We start from the raw sequence: 13,892 nt of genomic DNA, 5'->3' as shown, positions 1-13,892 counted from the left end.
TTAACTAAACAAAATCAGTCATGCTAATGATCGCGGAATCAATTGACGAGGCTATTACTGTAGTAATGAAGGTCGTTCCTAAAAAAAAATAACCAGGTACTCATTCGAGCGCCTAGTTATTAGTTTATTGCTTCTGGAATTTTATCAAAATCGAAACCTTTAAATGATACAATCCTTAAAGAACCTGATGCGGTTTTCTCTAAATATTGAACTTTACAATGTAACCTTGGCTCTATCCACTTCACATCTCGCTCAACCTTGGTAACGATTTGTTTAGCTATTTCTCTGAATGCAGTTTTTTCTTCAGGCTTGAACCCGAATTCAACATTTGCAAGTGGTTTATATTTACCATTGTTTAACTGTTTACCAACCAACATAGTAAACGGATTTTCCTTATAACCTAAAATAACTGCATCTGTGATTTTAAAATGCTTATATTTTAACCAATCATGTGATCGATGATTAGTTTTGTATGTGGAGTTACTTCGCTTTCCCACAATACCTTCCATGTTTCGTTCTTTAGTTATCTTAAAGACATTACTGCCATTCCCTACAACTGATGGTGTGACAAGTAAACTGTTTGATGGTTCTATAATTGAAGATAATATTTCTTTCCGTTCCATTAATGGCTTGTTTGTGTGAGGTGTATCAGTCGCTAGTACATCGAATGTTATAAAAGTAGCTGGATGGGTTAAAGTAGCCTGTTCAATCTTGCTTGTGTTAGTGAGCCTACCCCTATATGCAAAGTCATCAAATACAGATACACCATTCCTTAACACCACACCTTCGCAATCAATAACTGCAGTATGTGACTGAATAGAACGGCCAATCTCTTGAAGTTCAGGAAACTTAGCTGTCACATTGTTACCATGTCGAGTGAAAGCCTCTATCCGTTCGCCTTGCTTGTGTAAAAGGATGCGCCAACCATCCCATTTTATATCGTAAATCCAACTTGGATCATCATTTATTTCATCGTTGTTACCCATGTGAAGTAACATTGGTTTAATTGGAGTAAATAACATTATCTATTCCCCCTCATGTACCATTATCTCATAGCAAAGAAGACAAAAATACATGTAAATCAAGGTACTAGTGGTAATCATTTAGATATCTAAATATCAACTCTTCTGTATGGGTTTTTAGCGCTTGATTGGCATATTGTTGCACTTCATCCTCGCCAGGTGTTCGTATTGTTACCTCGCTAAAATGCTCACTTATTTTCACCCACCTTACTACCTCAATCTTTTGTTTAGCAAGATAACGCTTTTTGTTGTAATAATCGTTTCGTATATCCTTTAAAAGTGCATCTATAATATTGATGTATACTTTGCCCATTTTCAGATTTGTTAAGCTGTCATAATCACGCTGCAATGATTTGATGGCCATATCTAATTTTATATACTCATAAAGTGCTTGGCGATCTTCTCTTTTAATCATCGCCGTCTACTATGGAAGCTTTTTGAATGTTATCGAATGTAACGCGTTTTATTGAAAAATCAGTGTCTAACAACAACTCTTTTTTATAAACGTCAGTACCAGTGACTGTGCCTACCTCATTATGCAATTTGTGATTATCCCATAAAGTTAATTTAACAAGCTTTTGCATCTTACAAGCACGCTGGATGATTTGCTCTATTTCTTCAAGTTCCCACTCTGTTAATTCTCGCTTTTTATCGTAAAATTGTTCCTCTTTCCACTTCTTAATCTCTACAAGATGCTCTGGAAGCATCATTGCTGTCCATTTCATGTTCCCACGGTCTCTTAGCATCACAAACAACCTCCACTAATATTCAGTATCTGAAATACTTAAAATATCTAAGAAATGTACCTTATGAATGCCCATATACCTGTCTTTTATGTGGATTAATTTAGTGTTAGCATCCATTTTTGTTATGGTACCTTCCAGATTTTCATCATGTTTATAGATGCTAAAGACTTTGGTTTGATTTTCTTCCAGCGCTTCAGTTAATGCGTTTGCGATTTCTTCTAAGTCGAATTCATCACGATCTGGGTGCTTAGGCTCCTTTTTCTTTGCAGGTGTTTTTGTTTTTGCCATTTAAACCTCTCCTTTTAAGAACATTTGTTTGTATACATTATAGAACTAATGTTCTGTTTTTGGCAATAAAAAAAGGACCTAAAATTTTAGATCCTAAAATAAATTTATCTCGCGCTTATATCGCTATTTAAACTTAATATTCCATCTGTAGGTAATATGTGGATTGGTGAATTTTTTTCATTCATCAATTCAACCACTTCAGTAAATAACGGTTCACATATATCAGGTCTAACCGTGGTTCTCATTTTAGTGGGTATTGTTACTCCACTTATACCGAACTTTTTATCACAATCAATAATCGACTTTCTTTGGAAAGGATTCCTAGTTACATCGGCATTTTCTATTATGTAATTAAAAGGTTCTTTATTATTTAGCAAATGATGTGGTTTATATGTTTGGCATTTTGCTAAATGCTTATCTTGACCGTCTTCTAAACATACATACATATGAGCAGAGATGGCGAGTGCCGAACTGATATTCGGAAATGGCACTCGCATCCTAACAACATCTTTCTTATTAATCAATTTCTAGAACGCCGTCCTCTCCTAAAGATACGAAAACCGGATTGTTTAATTCTTGATCTGCAATTGTGAATAAAGCCAATCTCTGCTCTTCTGTCAGCTGTTGATTTAAATTTTTTTCTAATACGAAATTAGTTTGATTAATCGTTAATACTTCTACTTCATTTAAATTGATATCTTGATACATATGGAATAATTCCGTTACGAAACTATGATCAGAAAAATCAATATCTGTTTCATACATTGGTATATGAAGTATTCCTCTATGAATATTACCTCTATGCACTTTCCACATATTAAGCTCATGTGTTAAATCAGATAATTCGTCTTCATTTAATATGGACACAATGAAATTAGCATAGTCTGCTAAATATTCCTCTACATCATTTCTAACATCTAGATTCTGTAGTACAGCGATAAAACTTTCTTGTCTATAGGTAAAATCACCATAAACATCACTGTAAACTGGCCCATTTTTATAAGCTTTTAGTGAGGAGAAATCAGCAGTACCTTTTTCAATTTTAGAAAACATTTCGTATAAAAATAAAAATTTCTGCAATTTCAACTGACTGAAAAATTGAGAATTATTCTTTTCTAAAAACCAAGCAGATAGTTGTTGACGATGGTTACTGGAAATCATCATAACATTATCAACTCCTTTAGCTGTTGTCGAAGTAAACAAAATGTCACCTCCTTTGTTAAATTATTCAATTTACCTTATCAAAATTCCTTCTTTTTTTCAATAAATATAATTCACGCTCTGTTAACGCCTTCTAAAACAAAAAAAGACCAGCTCAGCTAAAGTAGCTTTGCTGGTCCGTACATTTTAGTTACTACGCTGACTAATAATAATTTTCAAACCTTCATAATCACCTGTAGTTAATTCTCTTTTATCAAATTTTTCAAGCCATGACTTATCAATTTTCCCTTTATCTACAGCCTGTTTAATGTAATCACGTACTGCTGCTTTAGTTGTCTCGTTTGTGAATTTCATAAAATCATCATCCTTTTCATTTAGAATTGGCTTATTATCATCCTTGATCAATTGCACTTTAACAGAACTACTTGTAGGTACAGTCACTTGTCCCTCTAACTTGTAACCTTTAGGCATTGACCAATTCGTAGGTATTTCAAAATGAGGTGCATCATATTTTCCAGCTTCCCAATACCCACCCCATTCAATACCTAACTTCTTAGCAATGGCACCAATTTTTGAAAGTGTTGAAATATCATAAAGATTTCTAGGCGGTGCCACTGCAATATCCCATGCTCTGCGTGATGTATGATTACTGTTACGTGTCCAGGTAACTACTTGGCCTGGTCTTGTTCGACCTTGCTCATATAGATAATTTTGGCGTGCTTGGCTACGGTATGTCTCTGTGATGAAAACAAAGTCAATGCCTGCCTTGTAGCATTCTTGAAAGAGTAATCGGCATGCTGTTTGTGCTGCTGCTGTTAATTCGCTTAAGTCACGACATGTAGTAGTTACACTTGTCATTTTGCATCATCCTTCGGTTTTTTATATTTTAATGCTTGTTCACTATCACTGACATCGCTAGTGGTTGGATCAATGACAATACCTAACAAAATCAAAATGCTTAAAATGGTATTAAAAATAGCAGTGGCTTGTTCGCCAACTGCCTCAGGTAAATTGTATCCAAATGCTGTTGTCACTTGCTGTACCAGCAATAACAAAAATGCGAATAATGATACTAAAAATGGCTTGTGTTTTAATCGGACTTTCCAGTTGATTTTCATTTTATTTCCTCCTATAACATTTTATTTGCTGCAAAAATTATTCCTATTGCTCCAGTAATAATCCCAGTAACAATTCCACCAATAATCAAGCGAACAATCCAAGTTGTATTGGATTTAATTGCAGTCAAATCGTCTTTCATATCCTTAATGTTGTTTTCTGCAATAGAAATTCGAACCTCATGAGCATTTACTTTTTCTTTCAACATATTGTGTTCTGAGACACTTACATATGATCCTTCCATGCCCTCACCTATCCTTTGCCCTAAAATAAAAAGCCATGAGATGCATCAAGATACAGTAACATGTACTGCTGCCCATCTCGATTGCTCTCATAGCTATAAAAAACATAAAAAACAACGCTAAGCTTCTGCTTGCGTTTCACCTTCGTCTAACTTCTTATAAACAATTTCACGTAAATTAGATAGATTAGGTACCTGTTCGCGCTTGTCAGGATTCATTTTTACAAAGTTGCACCAAATTCCTACTAAGCCGCTGTTTTCATTAAACATCACTTTCACCCCCAGGTAACGACATGGAAATCAATGTGGAAAGCTCCATTATTGCATTCTCTTGTCCTTGTAGACGTTGTTCTTGCATTGCCATATAAGATGACATTTCCATCATGCTACCAAGTAACAATTTATTTTCTTGCTCTAAACGAGCAGCCTTTTCCTCTGCTGTTTCTTCAATCCCGAATTTTTTCATTGCACCTATAGATCCGTCTGGATTACGTACTTTGTACTCAAATGGCATTTAGTCCACCGCCCCTGATATTAAGTGAATTTTATGATTGAACGATAAATCTGTACGTGATGGCGTTATTTTTAGAATAATATTTTGCTTTTCTTCTGACACTGTGTATTCAAAAGTATCTTCTATAGTGTCATTATTAGTTGGTGCTGTATTAACTGGTGTGAGGGTGATGTATTGCTCCTGTTCTCCTGTCAAAGTCATTGATAACTCGACTTTTACTGCCAACCCTGCGTCACGTTCAATAAATAATAAAACACCCTTCGCTGATCCCCTCGGAGGCTCAATCTTATATCGAGCGACAGATTGCAAAATAGGCGTTTTTACTTCGTTTTTATTTAATTTAATAGTTTTGCTGACCTTAAAATTATAGCTATCTGTTAGTTCTACAACGATAGTATTTTGACCTATGAGCAATTGAGCGAGTGCAATATCAAAAGCCCATTTACCCTCTACAATTTCTAAAGCTATGCTGTTTCCTCCATTAATACGATAAGAAGCAGTTAATGGATTGTCATCTGGGTCACTAGAAGTACCAGTGATTTTAAACTTATCAGTATTTATTATGCCACTTGGTTGTACAGCATCCACTGTTAAAATTGGAGGTCTATTTGGTACTACATAAAATGCACGTTCAACTATTGTGGATTGTCCACCATCACCATCTTGCGCCCAAATTTTTAAAGTGTGTGGTAAGCCATCGGTAAGATTACCTGTAATGACGGTATCGCCATCATACAGTTTGGCGCCCTTAAATTTGAGCTGCTTGCTAAAAGATATTGGAGTATTACTTAAGCCTATACCTAGCACGATACGTTGTTCCAAATTAATCTGGGCGTATATTGTTACTGATTGATTGGCATTAACATCAGAAGCTGAACCTGTGATATTAAAAACATCATTCTCATACAATGTGACGTTTGCAGAGGGCGATGATACAGATACCGTTGGTGCTGTATTTGTCACATTCAATGTAAATGTCTGTGATGTTGTTAATTTTCCATCGTTTGCTGTGACAGTTATTGTGACATTCCCAATTGTTTTACCTATTAGTGATAACGTATTGCCCGATACAGTTGCTGTAGCGATGTCAGTATTGCTTGACGATGCAGTATATGATAAAACATCATTATCAGCATCACTAGAGTAATTTGCGAGATTCAACGTTATGCTTTGATCTTTTTTTGTGCTCTGTGTCGGGATGTTTTGCCACATTGGAGGTGAGTTTTTTGATTCTCGTTCAACTATCAATGTTACATTCATGACTTGTCCAGTTCCAGGAATAGGGCTGTTAGTAGTAGGACCATAGATAGTTTGGTTTTCCGTTAAAGAATTTTCTATATTCAAGTAGTTAAAATAATTTTCATAGTTTAATATAGTAAAACGATATCGATAATGAGAGTAATCGAACTCAGATGACTGGTAAGGAACTAAAACTTGTGTAGATTCATTTTCTCCAACCCCTCCATGGCCAATATATATGACAAATCGTAATTGTGACGGCTGCGCCAATAGATAAAAATTTGTTTTTAAACCAGTTTTTCCTAACGTAACTGGAATTGTTTTAAATCTTTCCCACGCCATTCTTATACCACCTCCACTAATTCCACATTGTATAAATGCCAATAGCCAATACCCATCTCAGCGTTCGTAATATCAATATTTACATTACTACGAGCCACTTTAGAGCCCTTTTTATACGCAAAAGCAAGTGCCTGTACAGTGATAGTCTTAGTACTTGCATCAATTGCTGTAATTAATACATCTTCATTATTTACATCATCAAAAATAGTGACCTGTGTAAATGGTGTAAAACCATCAACACTAGCTACTTTTAAGGTAGTTGTGCTAGCTGTAACAGCTTCAATAATGTCCGTTAAGGCTTTATCCAAACTGATTTTGTTTGAGCTGCCATCTAACGTATCACTAAATGTTCCTGAATTACCTGGCACACGTCCATCTAACTCAAGTTGAACTTGTATACGTTGCATTTGACGAGCGTGTTCTATTAAAACACGATAAGCGTTGTAGATTCCCCACTCAAAATTGTTAGCATACTCAGACATGTATGGTGTGCCATCTTCAATGACTTCTCCGGTTACTGGGTCCGTTACGTCATCATGCCATTGTGTACGATCATACGGATTTTTCTTAAAATTCAATGGTATTTCACCATTCATTAGATTACGCATTTACTTTCACTTCCTTTGCTTCGAGCTGCAATGGGAATGCAATCACATACCCCTGAACCCCTTTTTGGTAGTTCATGGTTTTCACATACAACTCACGACCGTAGTTGTCTACCAATGCAGCACGTGTTACCAAGCCTTGTTCTATCGATAACTTTACGTACTTTCTTAGTCCAAACTTTGTGCTAGTATGATAGATTTCTTTGTCATGTACGACCCCATCAATCGTTACCTTGGCTCCTGCTACAAGATTACTTAAAAATTGCTGAGTTAAATCTATCATCAATGGTTGTATTTCATTCAATTCCTCACACCTCCTGCTCTAAATCGGCCACAAATACGATTGTTCATATCGAAACCATAAGCATCGTTTGAAACGCTTAATATTTCATTGCCTAATGCGCCGTGGGTTTTAGCTGTTTTAAATCGGCCACAAATTTTTGTTGGTAACGTCCATGAATATGATCCTCCTACCATCTGAATTACGTCTTTTAAAATCCCCTCTGCAATTATCATATAAATATTCAAAGGAATCATAGGCTCTAAAATTTCCGATACTTCACGATAATAATTCTGTTCACTCGGTAACAACAATTCTAAAATGTACTCTTGTGGGTCTAAGTTGATTTGATAATTACCCTCACCAAAAATAGAATTCAGTAATTGTTGTAACGAACGCCAAGTGTAAGGGAGTTTGTTATTAATTTTTGAAAGAACTTTCATTCGACGGGTTTCAAGTGTATCTGATGGACGTCGTTTTAACTTCAACATTTTCTCCCAACGAGCAATACCTATTTCGTCTGTTGCGTTTACAAATCGCATAGAAAATAGTTGTAATAACTCAATTTTAACCCGATTAAAATTAGTGTTTTCAACTTTAGCTATTTCAATAAATTCCTCAAAATCACTAATAGTCGTTGGGTAAAGTTTTGAAATATCCATCTCATTTGTTAACGGTTCATACATTAGTAACCTCACCTCTTTTTGGAATAGAATCGTTGTCTAAAGTGAAATTACTTGCAGTTCCGTTAATGGTTGTATTTTGCACATCAATTATTCCATTGATTTCAAGCATTCGAGATTCTAAATGTACTATTCGTAAAATAAGTGGTGATAAATCTTCCCAACTCTTTTTAAGCTCAAGCAAATAATCATCTACCATTTGTTGTACATCTATTTCAACATCTGCCCATTCAAACCCCTCATCAAAAGTGATGTTAGGGAAGTTAATATTAATTACTGTATTACTTACACCTTCAACTAATACGGTATGTCCGATTGGCGCAATACCTAACCCCTCACCTTGATTGGTTACTGGGTCTATATCAGTCTGCAATGATTCTAGCAATGTTGGTGAAGGGACATTGTAAGTTGCATCTAAAACAACCAATTTCGCATTGTAAATTCCTTCTCTTATGCGGTAAGCCTTTACACCACCCACACCTTGAAGTTTATGAACTTTATCCAAATAATCTTTTCGGTTTCCACCATAAGCTAATGCTTCAAAACTGTCTAAATACCGTTTTCGCAAGCTTTCTGTATCTTCCTCATCTTCACCAGGTATTAATAATTCAGTTAATTCAGCATTTGTTAATCCGTCTATATATTCAATTGGAATTAATGGACCGAAATAATTGTTACCAATCATTCCTGGCGTTTCACATTCCAATTTAAAAACACCGAAACTGATTTTTTCAGTAACGGTGTAATTGTGAATATCTAACGAAAAACGGCTTCCAATAGGTACGTCTAAATTAAATATTCCTTTTAAGATTGCCTTTTCAGCAGAATAGGGTGATATACCTCTATCTTTACATAAGCGAATTAAAAATTCTCTAGATGCTGTATCACCAAACATTTCTTGTAGCATACCTTCCATAGAAAGATATAGCTCATATAACTGTATAGTGTGAGGTGAAAGTGCATCCCAGATAATTGAACCTTCTCGCTTGTCTACGTTTGATTTCACCATTTCTAGTGCATCATCTAGTAATTGCTCCTGCGTAATATGCTCAAACATTAAGAAACCGCCACCTCTTTTGTTATTTCAATTTCGCCTGCTATTGTATGAGCTGTAAATTGCACATGTACTTTATTCTTTACGTGACTAAAAGAAAAAGCATCAACACTGTCGATTCGATCATCGTGTGTTAACGCTTCGGTTATAAGTCTTTTTAATTCACTGTATACATACGGAATAGGCTGACCAAACAGTTTTGCTATTTCGGCACCGTAGTTCCATGTGTAAATTAAATGATCATAGCGCTCTGTACTTAATGCTTTATAGATAGCCTGTTCAATGGCTTCTCGTCCATCACAATAACCGACAATACGCTTTCGTTCTAAATCTAATTTGTAGGTGCGAGAGGGTTGGACCACTTCTTCGAAATCCGCTGTTAACTCTTCATCCAAAATATTTTGTGGAATCATCAAACCACCTCTTTATTGATAATTAAGTACTGTTGACCGCCATGAGCACGAATCATAGTCACCTTGTCACCTTCAATAAGACCATTGTGGATTTTAATCTTCTTTCGGCCTTTATATTCGTGGATATGGCCGTCTGTTTCTTCCGTTTCATGGTCAACTGTTATTTCTACTTCATAATCCATCACAGCACGAGTGAGCTTTAACTGTTCTTCTTTTAGAGTAAGTTTTTGGTCAATTTGAACCTCCAACGGACTTACACTTAAAACAGTACCATACACAACCGTAGAGAGCTTTTGAGCATTGATAACACCAAGGACTAGCTTCTGAATTTCTTTTAAAATGTCTTCCATGCTACGCAATGAAATCACCGCCTATTAACTTCAAATCCATTCGATGATCAGATTCTTTGAAGATGTGTTTTACCGATTCAACCATCATGAAATTCGCCACAGTCAAATCACCAACATACAACTGGACAGCTACCTGACTGCCACCACGTACAATTGGATTGCCAAACACTTTATTAATGTGGAGCTTACGTGATTTGCGGTTATAAAGCTGTAACATGCCATCTGCCTTTGCTTTAGCGTTATCCTTTTCTCCTAACTTCTCTGTGAGTTGCAAAACGCCCCACTCGTTGATTTTGCTGCTGTCTTGGGCAATATAAATTTCACGTTTCCCTTTCTTCTTATCTTCACGTATCAGCTTAATTTTGTTGTACGTATTTTCATCAATGGATGTCGTGTATTCAAACGATTCACCTGTACTTTCATCAATCAGTAAGTCCGTTTTAAGTGTCCTGGCTTCACGTAAATTAAGAGAGCCGAAGTCATCATAAAGCACATATAAACTTTTAGTGTGTAGAGTCGTTTCAGCTAAAGCATTAGCCATTATAGTAAACAATTCTTGATTATCCTCGACCATAGAGGGAATGACATGCTTTGTATTATCTACAGTGCCTGTCTTTAATCTAAAGTCCTTCGCAATCATTTGAAGTACTTGAGCAGCCGTCTTTTTGGAATATACATATGTGTCCTTATTTTTAAAGTAGCGCAGCTGATCATAGCAAGTAACAGTAATAACCCTGTTATTCGTACGCTTCTTGGTAAAGACAAAACCGTAAAATATCTTATTACCGTCATATTCAAAACGAACTGCATCACCCTCATGAAAATTAAGTACATCGTCTTTGATCACTTTGAATGTCAATTTACCTGGTGTGCCTTTACGATGCGTTTCCCATTCAATACCTTCTTCGACTGCGCATTCGTATAGCTGCCCTCTACTCATGATATATAGTTTTGATTTAGCCAAGTTTGATCACCTGCCCTGCTTTAATGACGCTTGGATTACTGATGTTATTGATTTTTGCTAGCTCGGTATACTTCGATCCATCACCTAAATACTTTTTAGCAATCGCCCATAGTGTTTCTCCATCTTTTACGATATGAGTTTTCGGTGTCGTCTTACCTGTTGTTGGCCGTTTTTGCTCTACAACAGCTTTAGTAGCCGTCTTTGCAGTGCTTGTTGCACTACTAGCTTTAGCAGTAGCTTTCAAATTGATTTTTTTATTGCCATAAGCTTTATACTGCTTTAATTTGATTCTTACATTGACATCAAAGCCATTTTCAGCCGATTCTAATATCTCGTATTCTTCAAGTGCTACGGTCATGTTGGTGTCAAAAAGTAGGTTTCCATTAGGCATCATGCGATTGACAATAAACTGAAAGGGCTTGTCATCAACTTTCAGCTTTTCTAGTTTTTCGAGGTAGTAGGTAGCTTGCTGAAAACCGTTTGGATAAACAGAAAACGGATATTTGACGTTTGGGAGTAGTACCTCAAACTCAATATCCGTTAGTCCTGTTTTCTTTATTATGTTGACTTCGCCTTCGTTCATTAGAATAATCGTTTCGTTACGTCCATTTATCTTTGTACTAAGTTCAGCAGGGGCAACAGGAAACTGTACACCATCTACAAAAAAGTTATACATCTGTTGAACCTCCTTCTGCTAGCATTTCGGCAACTTCTTCTACACGTTCTCCGAATTTATCGATAATGCCATCAACATCTAACTCACTGTTGATATGATTTTCATTCTTCATATCCACTTTAATCTCAGCTGTTGTGTATCGGTTGATGGCTTCGCGCTCAGCGATGTCACGTAAATACTTTAAATCTTCATTCATCATTTTAATGCCATCAGCTGCTTTCTTCGTATTGTCAGCTGTTTTCTTACCTGCTTCGTTACCTTTGTCTAACTTGTCACCTAATCCAAGTGCATCATTAATCGACTTCATAAGTGCATCGGTGTTGCCACCTGTATTACCTTTGTCAAAGTTGAATAAATCAGCACCCCAGTTGTAACCTGTATCCCAAGCAGCACCTAGTGATTTCATCTCCATTTTAGGAGCTTCCCAGTAATCAGCAGGGGCTTCACCAACCCAATCTCCTAATGCACCTTTGAGACCTTTTAAATCACTTGTAATAGACGTTGTATGAGCGATTTCGCTACCTTTTCCAATACCAATTTTTGCAGCAATATCGGATGGTAATAAATCAACAAACCAGTTCCAAGCTTTAATAGCGCCATTTACCGCACTGACGATTGCGTTGACGAAATTTGTTGCGAAATTATCCCAACCACTTGTCATTGAAATTATAGAATCTAATACATTTGATGACAGATTATAAAACAATCTTTTTACAGAATACATCGGATGTTTCCATACATTTACAAAAAACTCTGCATAAGAAGCCCACATATTCCACAGATATGCTATCACATTAAAAATTGCGGAACCGAGGACCATAAATGCTCCAGCAATAATGCCTGTTGCACTTATAGAGGAACCTGTAAAATCATTTATTGCAGCTACAGCTAAGTATATTATTGCGATTAAAGCAATAATAGCTATTACTACCCATACAATAGGATTAGCTGCAAGCGCAGCATTCCAAGCCCAAACTGCCGCTGTTTTTAACAAAATAGCAGTTCGAACTATAATAATGTAACTAGCAAGAATAAGTAATGCACTTCCTACACCAAAGATAATAGGGGCAATCCATTGCCAATTATCATAAATAAAGGCTCCTATTGAAGCAATTGCATTCATTACAATGCCTATAACTCCAGCTATTAAATACAAAGCTTGCGTTGCGCTAGAAACAAATTCTTTAAATCTCTCACTATTTGCAACGTCATTTATTTGTTTTAAGACTGGACCAAATGCACGCAAGGCTTCATTTTGAAAATAAGTCCACATTTGCGACCAAGTTACTGGCATACTGTCAAACTTTTTATTTATTTCATCAGTTGCCGCAAACATTGCATTTTTTACAATATCTGCTGTAATCATTCCATCTGCAGCTAAGTCCCGAATCGCCCCTAGAGGTTCACCCATATAGTCAGCGATAGTAGATATTAAGTTTGGTGCTTGTTCAAATATCGAGTTAAGTTCGTCACCACGTAAAACTCCCGAAGCTAAAGCTTGAGATAACTGAATAGTTGCATTACTTGCTTCAACTGCACTTGCTCCAGCAATACCAAATTGCTTTTGTACTAGCTCTGTAAATGCTACCACTTCACCCAAACTTCCAAATGAATCACGAGCATTAGTACCAATTCTCGAAACCATGTCAGCGGTATCCTTAAATGAAGAAAATGATCGTTGTGCGGCATCGTGTATTAGTTGCTGCGCAATTTCAATATCGCTCATATCTCCGAGGCCGAAATCGACTTTAGCTAATTGATCTGGAATTACAGGCATTTCCTCTACAAGTAGTTGCACACGTGCCTTGGTATTTGTCAATTCGTCAGAAATCTCAATTAATTGACCCAAACCACGTAAAGATAAATAAGCGCCTATTAAAGTCATCACTTTACTGAGTAAACCATTCATCGCATCTGTACCATCACGTATACGATTGTTTAGCCCACCTTGCGCGTTATTAGCTGCATGAATTTCTCGTTCAATCTGATTCATTGAGTTAGCTGCATTAGCTAAATTTCTTCGCATCAACTCAATAGAAGAACTATCGAACATATCGCCAGAAGCTACATTCATATGCTCCATTTGGTTAACCATCATTGAAATAGCATTATGCATAGCTCGAATGGGTTGGCTTAAACGATCTTCAATTTGAATTGCGGTACGTATTGTAGCCATAACTACACCTCTTTTCAGGCAT

The 13,892-nt window shown here is 36.3% G+C and carries 21 protein-coding genes; all 21 read right to left on the bottom strand.

Going from position 1 to position 13,892, the window contains the following annotated elements; genetic code table 11:
• Window positions 1-119: 119 nt before the first annotated feature.
• Window positions 120-1,022, bottom strand: a complete 903-nt coding sequence (locus tag NP781_RS05785) for an ATP-dependent DNA ligase (RefSeq protein WP_257521722.1) — start codon at window positions 1,020-1,022, stop codon at window positions 120-122.
• Window positions 1,023-1,089: 67 nt separating this feature from the next.
• On the bottom strand, window positions 1,090-1,437 hold the full coding sequence (locus tag NP781_RS05780) for a YhjD family protein (protein WP_257521721.1): 348 nt from the start codon (window positions 1,435-1,437) through the stop codon (window positions 1,090-1,092).
• On the bottom strand, window positions 1,430-1,768 hold the full coding sequence (locus tag NP781_RS05775; protein ID WP_257521720.1) for a YolD-like family protein: 339 nt from the start codon (window positions 1,766-1,768) through the stop codon (window positions 1,430-1,432). The genes NP781_RS05780 and NP781_RS05775 overlap by 8 nt, the downstream gene beginning before the upstream one ends.
• A gap of 15 nt (window positions 1,769-1,783) precedes the next feature.
• A complete protein-coding gene (locus NP781_RS05770) occupies window positions 1,784-2,056 on the bottom strand; it encodes a YolD-like family protein (RefSeq protein WP_257521719.1) in 273 nt (90 codons plus the stop codon).
• Window positions 2,057-2,160: 104 nt separating this feature from the next.
• Window positions 2,161-2,580 (bottom strand): hypothetical protein, encoded by a 420-nt coding sequence (locus NP781_RS05765; protein WP_257521718.1) that lies wholly within the window; start codon window positions 2,578-2,580, stop codon window positions 2,161-2,163.
• Window positions 2,573-3,259 carry a hypothetical protein gene (locus NP781_RS05760; protein WP_257521717.1) on the bottom strand — a complete coding sequence of 229 codons (687 nt, stop codon included), beginning with the start codon at window positions 3,257-3,259 and terminating at the stop codon, window positions 2,573-2,575. The genes NP781_RS05765 and NP781_RS05760 overlap by 8 nt, the downstream gene beginning before the upstream one ends.
• A 144-nt stretch (window positions 3,260-3,403) precedes the next feature.
• Window positions 3,404-4,075 carry a M15 family metallopeptidase gene (locus tag NP781_RS05755; protein WP_257521716.1) on the bottom strand — a complete coding sequence of 224 codons (672 nt, stop codon included), beginning with the start codon at window positions 4,073-4,075 and terminating at the stop codon, window positions 3,404-3,406.
• Complete coding sequence (locus tag NP781_RS05750; protein WP_257521715.1) at window positions 4,072-4,335, bottom strand: phage holin; 264 nt, start codon at window positions 4,333-4,335, stop codon at window positions 4,072-4,074. The genes NP781_RS05755 and NP781_RS05750 overlap by 4 nt, the downstream gene beginning before the upstream one ends.
• 11 nt (window positions 4,336-4,346) lie before the next feature.
• Window positions 4,347-4,577: a hemolysin XhlA family protein gene (locus NP781_RS05745; RefSeq protein WP_257521714.1), complete on the bottom strand. Its 231-nt coding sequence runs from the start codon at window positions 4,575-4,577 to the stop codon at window positions 4,347-4,349.
• 117 nt (window positions 4,578-4,694) lie between these two features.
• Window positions 4,695-4,844 carry a hypothetical protein gene (locus NP781_RS05740; protein ID WP_257521713.1) on the bottom strand — a complete coding sequence of 50 codons (150 nt, stop codon included), beginning with the start codon at window positions 4,842-4,844 and terminating at the stop codon, window positions 4,695-4,697.
• Window positions 4,837-5,088: a hypothetical protein gene (locus NP781_RS05735; RefSeq protein ID WP_257521712.1), complete on the bottom strand. Its 252-nt coding sequence runs from the start codon at window positions 5,086-5,088 to the stop codon at window positions 4,837-4,839. The genes NP781_RS05740 and NP781_RS05735 overlap by 8 nt, the downstream gene beginning before the upstream one ends.
• On the bottom strand, window positions 5,089-6,669 hold the full coding sequence (locus NP781_RS05730; RefSeq protein WP_257521711.1) for an Ig-like domain-containing protein: 1,581 nt from the start codon (window positions 6,667-6,669) through the stop codon (window positions 5,089-5,091). It lies immediately after the preceding gene.
• A 2-nt stretch (window positions 6,670-6,671) separates the two neighbouring features.
• Window positions 6,672-7,277 (bottom strand): hypothetical protein, encoded by a 606-nt coding sequence (locus NP781_RS05725; protein ID WP_257521710.1) that lies wholly within the window; start codon window positions 7,275-7,277, stop codon window positions 6,672-6,674.
• Window positions 7,270-7,578, bottom strand: coding sequence for a hypothetical protein (locus NP781_RS05720; protein WP_257521709.1), 309 nt, complete (start codon window positions 7,576-7,578; stop codon window positions 7,270-7,272). The genes NP781_RS05725 and NP781_RS05720 overlap by 8 nt, the downstream gene beginning before the upstream one ends.
• A complete protein-coding gene (locus NP781_RS05715; protein WP_257521708.1) occupies window positions 7,575-8,240 on the bottom strand; it encodes a YmfQ family protein in 666 nt (221 codons plus the stop codon). The genes NP781_RS05720 and NP781_RS05715 overlap by 4 nt, the downstream gene beginning before the upstream one ends.
• Window positions 8,233-9,294 (bottom strand): baseplate J/gp47 family protein, encoded by a 1,062-nt coding sequence (locus tag NP781_RS05710; RefSeq protein ID WP_257521707.1) that lies wholly within the window; start codon window positions 9,292-9,294, stop codon window positions 8,233-8,235. The genes NP781_RS05715 and NP781_RS05710 overlap by 8 nt, the downstream gene beginning before the upstream one ends.
• Window positions 9,294-9,704: a DUF2634 domain-containing protein gene (locus NP781_RS05705; RefSeq protein WP_257521706.1), complete on the bottom strand. Its 411-nt coding sequence runs from the start codon at window positions 9,702-9,704 to the stop codon at window positions 9,294-9,296. Before NP781_RS05705 ends, NP781_RS05710 begins: the two co-directional genes overlap by 1 nt.
• Window positions 9,704-10,054, bottom strand: coding sequence for a DUF2577 domain-containing protein (locus NP781_RS05700; RefSeq protein ID WP_257522500.1), 351 nt, complete (start codon window positions 10,052-10,054; stop codon window positions 9,704-9,706). The genes NP781_RS05705 and NP781_RS05700 overlap by 1 nt, the downstream gene beginning before the upstream one ends.
• Before the next feature lies 1 nt (window position 10,055).
• Window positions 10,056-11,018 carry an XkdQ/YqbQ family protein gene (locus tag NP781_RS05695; protein ID WP_257521705.1) on the bottom strand — a complete coding sequence of 321 codons (963 nt, stop codon included), beginning with the start codon at window positions 11,016-11,018 and terminating at the stop codon, window positions 10,056-10,058.
• Complete coding sequence (locus NP781_RS05690; RefSeq protein ID WP_257521704.1) at window positions 11,011-11,694, bottom strand: LysM peptidoglycan-binding domain-containing protein; 684 nt, start codon at window positions 11,692-11,694, stop codon at window positions 11,011-11,013. Before NP781_RS05690 ends, NP781_RS05695 begins: the two co-directional genes overlap by 8 nt.
• Entirely contained in the window at window positions 11,687-13,870 is a 2,184-nt protein-coding gene (locus tag NP781_RS05685; RefSeq protein ID WP_257521703.1) for a tape measure protein, read from the bottom strand. The genes NP781_RS05690 and NP781_RS05685 overlap by 8 nt, the downstream gene beginning before the upstream one ends.
• Window positions 13,871-13,892 lie beyond the last annotated feature (22 nt).

Source organism: Lysinibacillus sp. FN11, from assembly GCF_024628845.1.
Lineage (GTDB): Bacteria > Bacillota > Bacilli > Bacillales_A > Planococcaceae > Lysinibacillus > Lysinibacillus capsici.
Note: the sequence above shows the minus strand (reverse complement) of the source record. Positions and strands in the feature narration are given on the sequence as shown.

Coding starts and splice junctions, on each gene's coding strand:
- NP781_RS05770 (WP_257521719.1), bottom strand. CDS start 2,056: ATGGCAAAAACAAAAACACCTGCAAAGAAAAAGGAGCCTAAGCACCCA.
- NP781_RS05785 (WP_257521722.1), bottom strand. CDS start 1,022: ATGTTATTTACTCCAATTAAACCAATGTTACTTCACATGGGTAACAAC.
- NP781_RS05685 (WP_257521703.1), bottom strand. CDS start 13,870: ATGGCTACAATACGTACCGCAATTCAAATTGAAGATCGTTTAAGCCAA.
- NP781_RS05740 (WP_257521713.1), bottom strand. CDS start 4,844: ATGTTTAATGAAAACAGCGGCTTAGTAGGAATTTGGTGCAACTTTGTA.
- NP781_RS05775 (WP_257521720.1), bottom strand. CDS start 1,768: ATGCTAAGAGACCGTGGGAACATGAAATGGACAGCAATGATGCTTCCA.
- NP781_RS05705 (WP_257521706.1), bottom strand. CDS start 9,704: ATGATTCCACAAAATATTTTGGATGAAGAGTTAACAGCGGATTTCGAA.
- NP781_RS05735 (WP_257521712.1), bottom strand. CDS start 5,088: ATGCCATTTGAGTACAAAGTACGTAATCCAGACGGATCTATAGGTGCA.
- NP781_RS05700 (WP_257522500.1), bottom strand. CDS start 10,054: ATGGAAGACATTTTAAAAGAAATTCAGAAGCTAGTCCTTGGTGTTATC.
- NP781_RS05745 (WP_257521714.1), bottom strand. CDS start 4,577: ATGGAAGGATCATATGTAAGTGTCTCAGAACACAATATGTTGAAAGAA.
- NP781_RS05715 (WP_257521708.1), bottom strand. CDS start 8,240: ATGTATGAACCGTTAACAAATGAGATGGATATTTCAAAACTTTACCCA.
- NP781_RS05730 (WP_257521711.1), bottom strand. CDS start 6,669: ATGGCGTGGGAAAGATTTAAAACAATTCCAGTTACGTTAGGAAAAACT.
- NP781_RS05710 (WP_257521707.1), bottom strand. CDS start 9,294: ATGTTTGAGCATATTACGCAGGAGCAATTACTAGATGATGCACTAGAA.
- NP781_RS05750 (WP_257521715.1), bottom strand. CDS start 4,335: ATGAAAATCAACTGGAAAGTCCGATTAAAACACAAGCCATTTTTAGTA.
- NP781_RS05690 (WP_257521704.1), bottom strand. CDS start 11,694: ATGTATAACTTTTTTGTAGATGGTGTACAGTTTCCTGTTGCCCCTGCT.
- NP781_RS05780 (WP_257521721.1), bottom strand. CDS start 1,437: ATGATTAAAAGAGAAGATCGCCAAGCACTTTATGAGTATATAAAATTA.
- NP781_RS05725 (WP_257521710.1), bottom strand. CDS start 7,277: ATGCGTAATCTAATGAATGGTGAAATACCATTGAATTTTAAGAAAAAT.
- NP781_RS05755 (WP_257521716.1), bottom strand. CDS start 4,075: ATGACAAGTGTAACTACTACATGTCGTGACTTAAGCGAATTAACAGCA.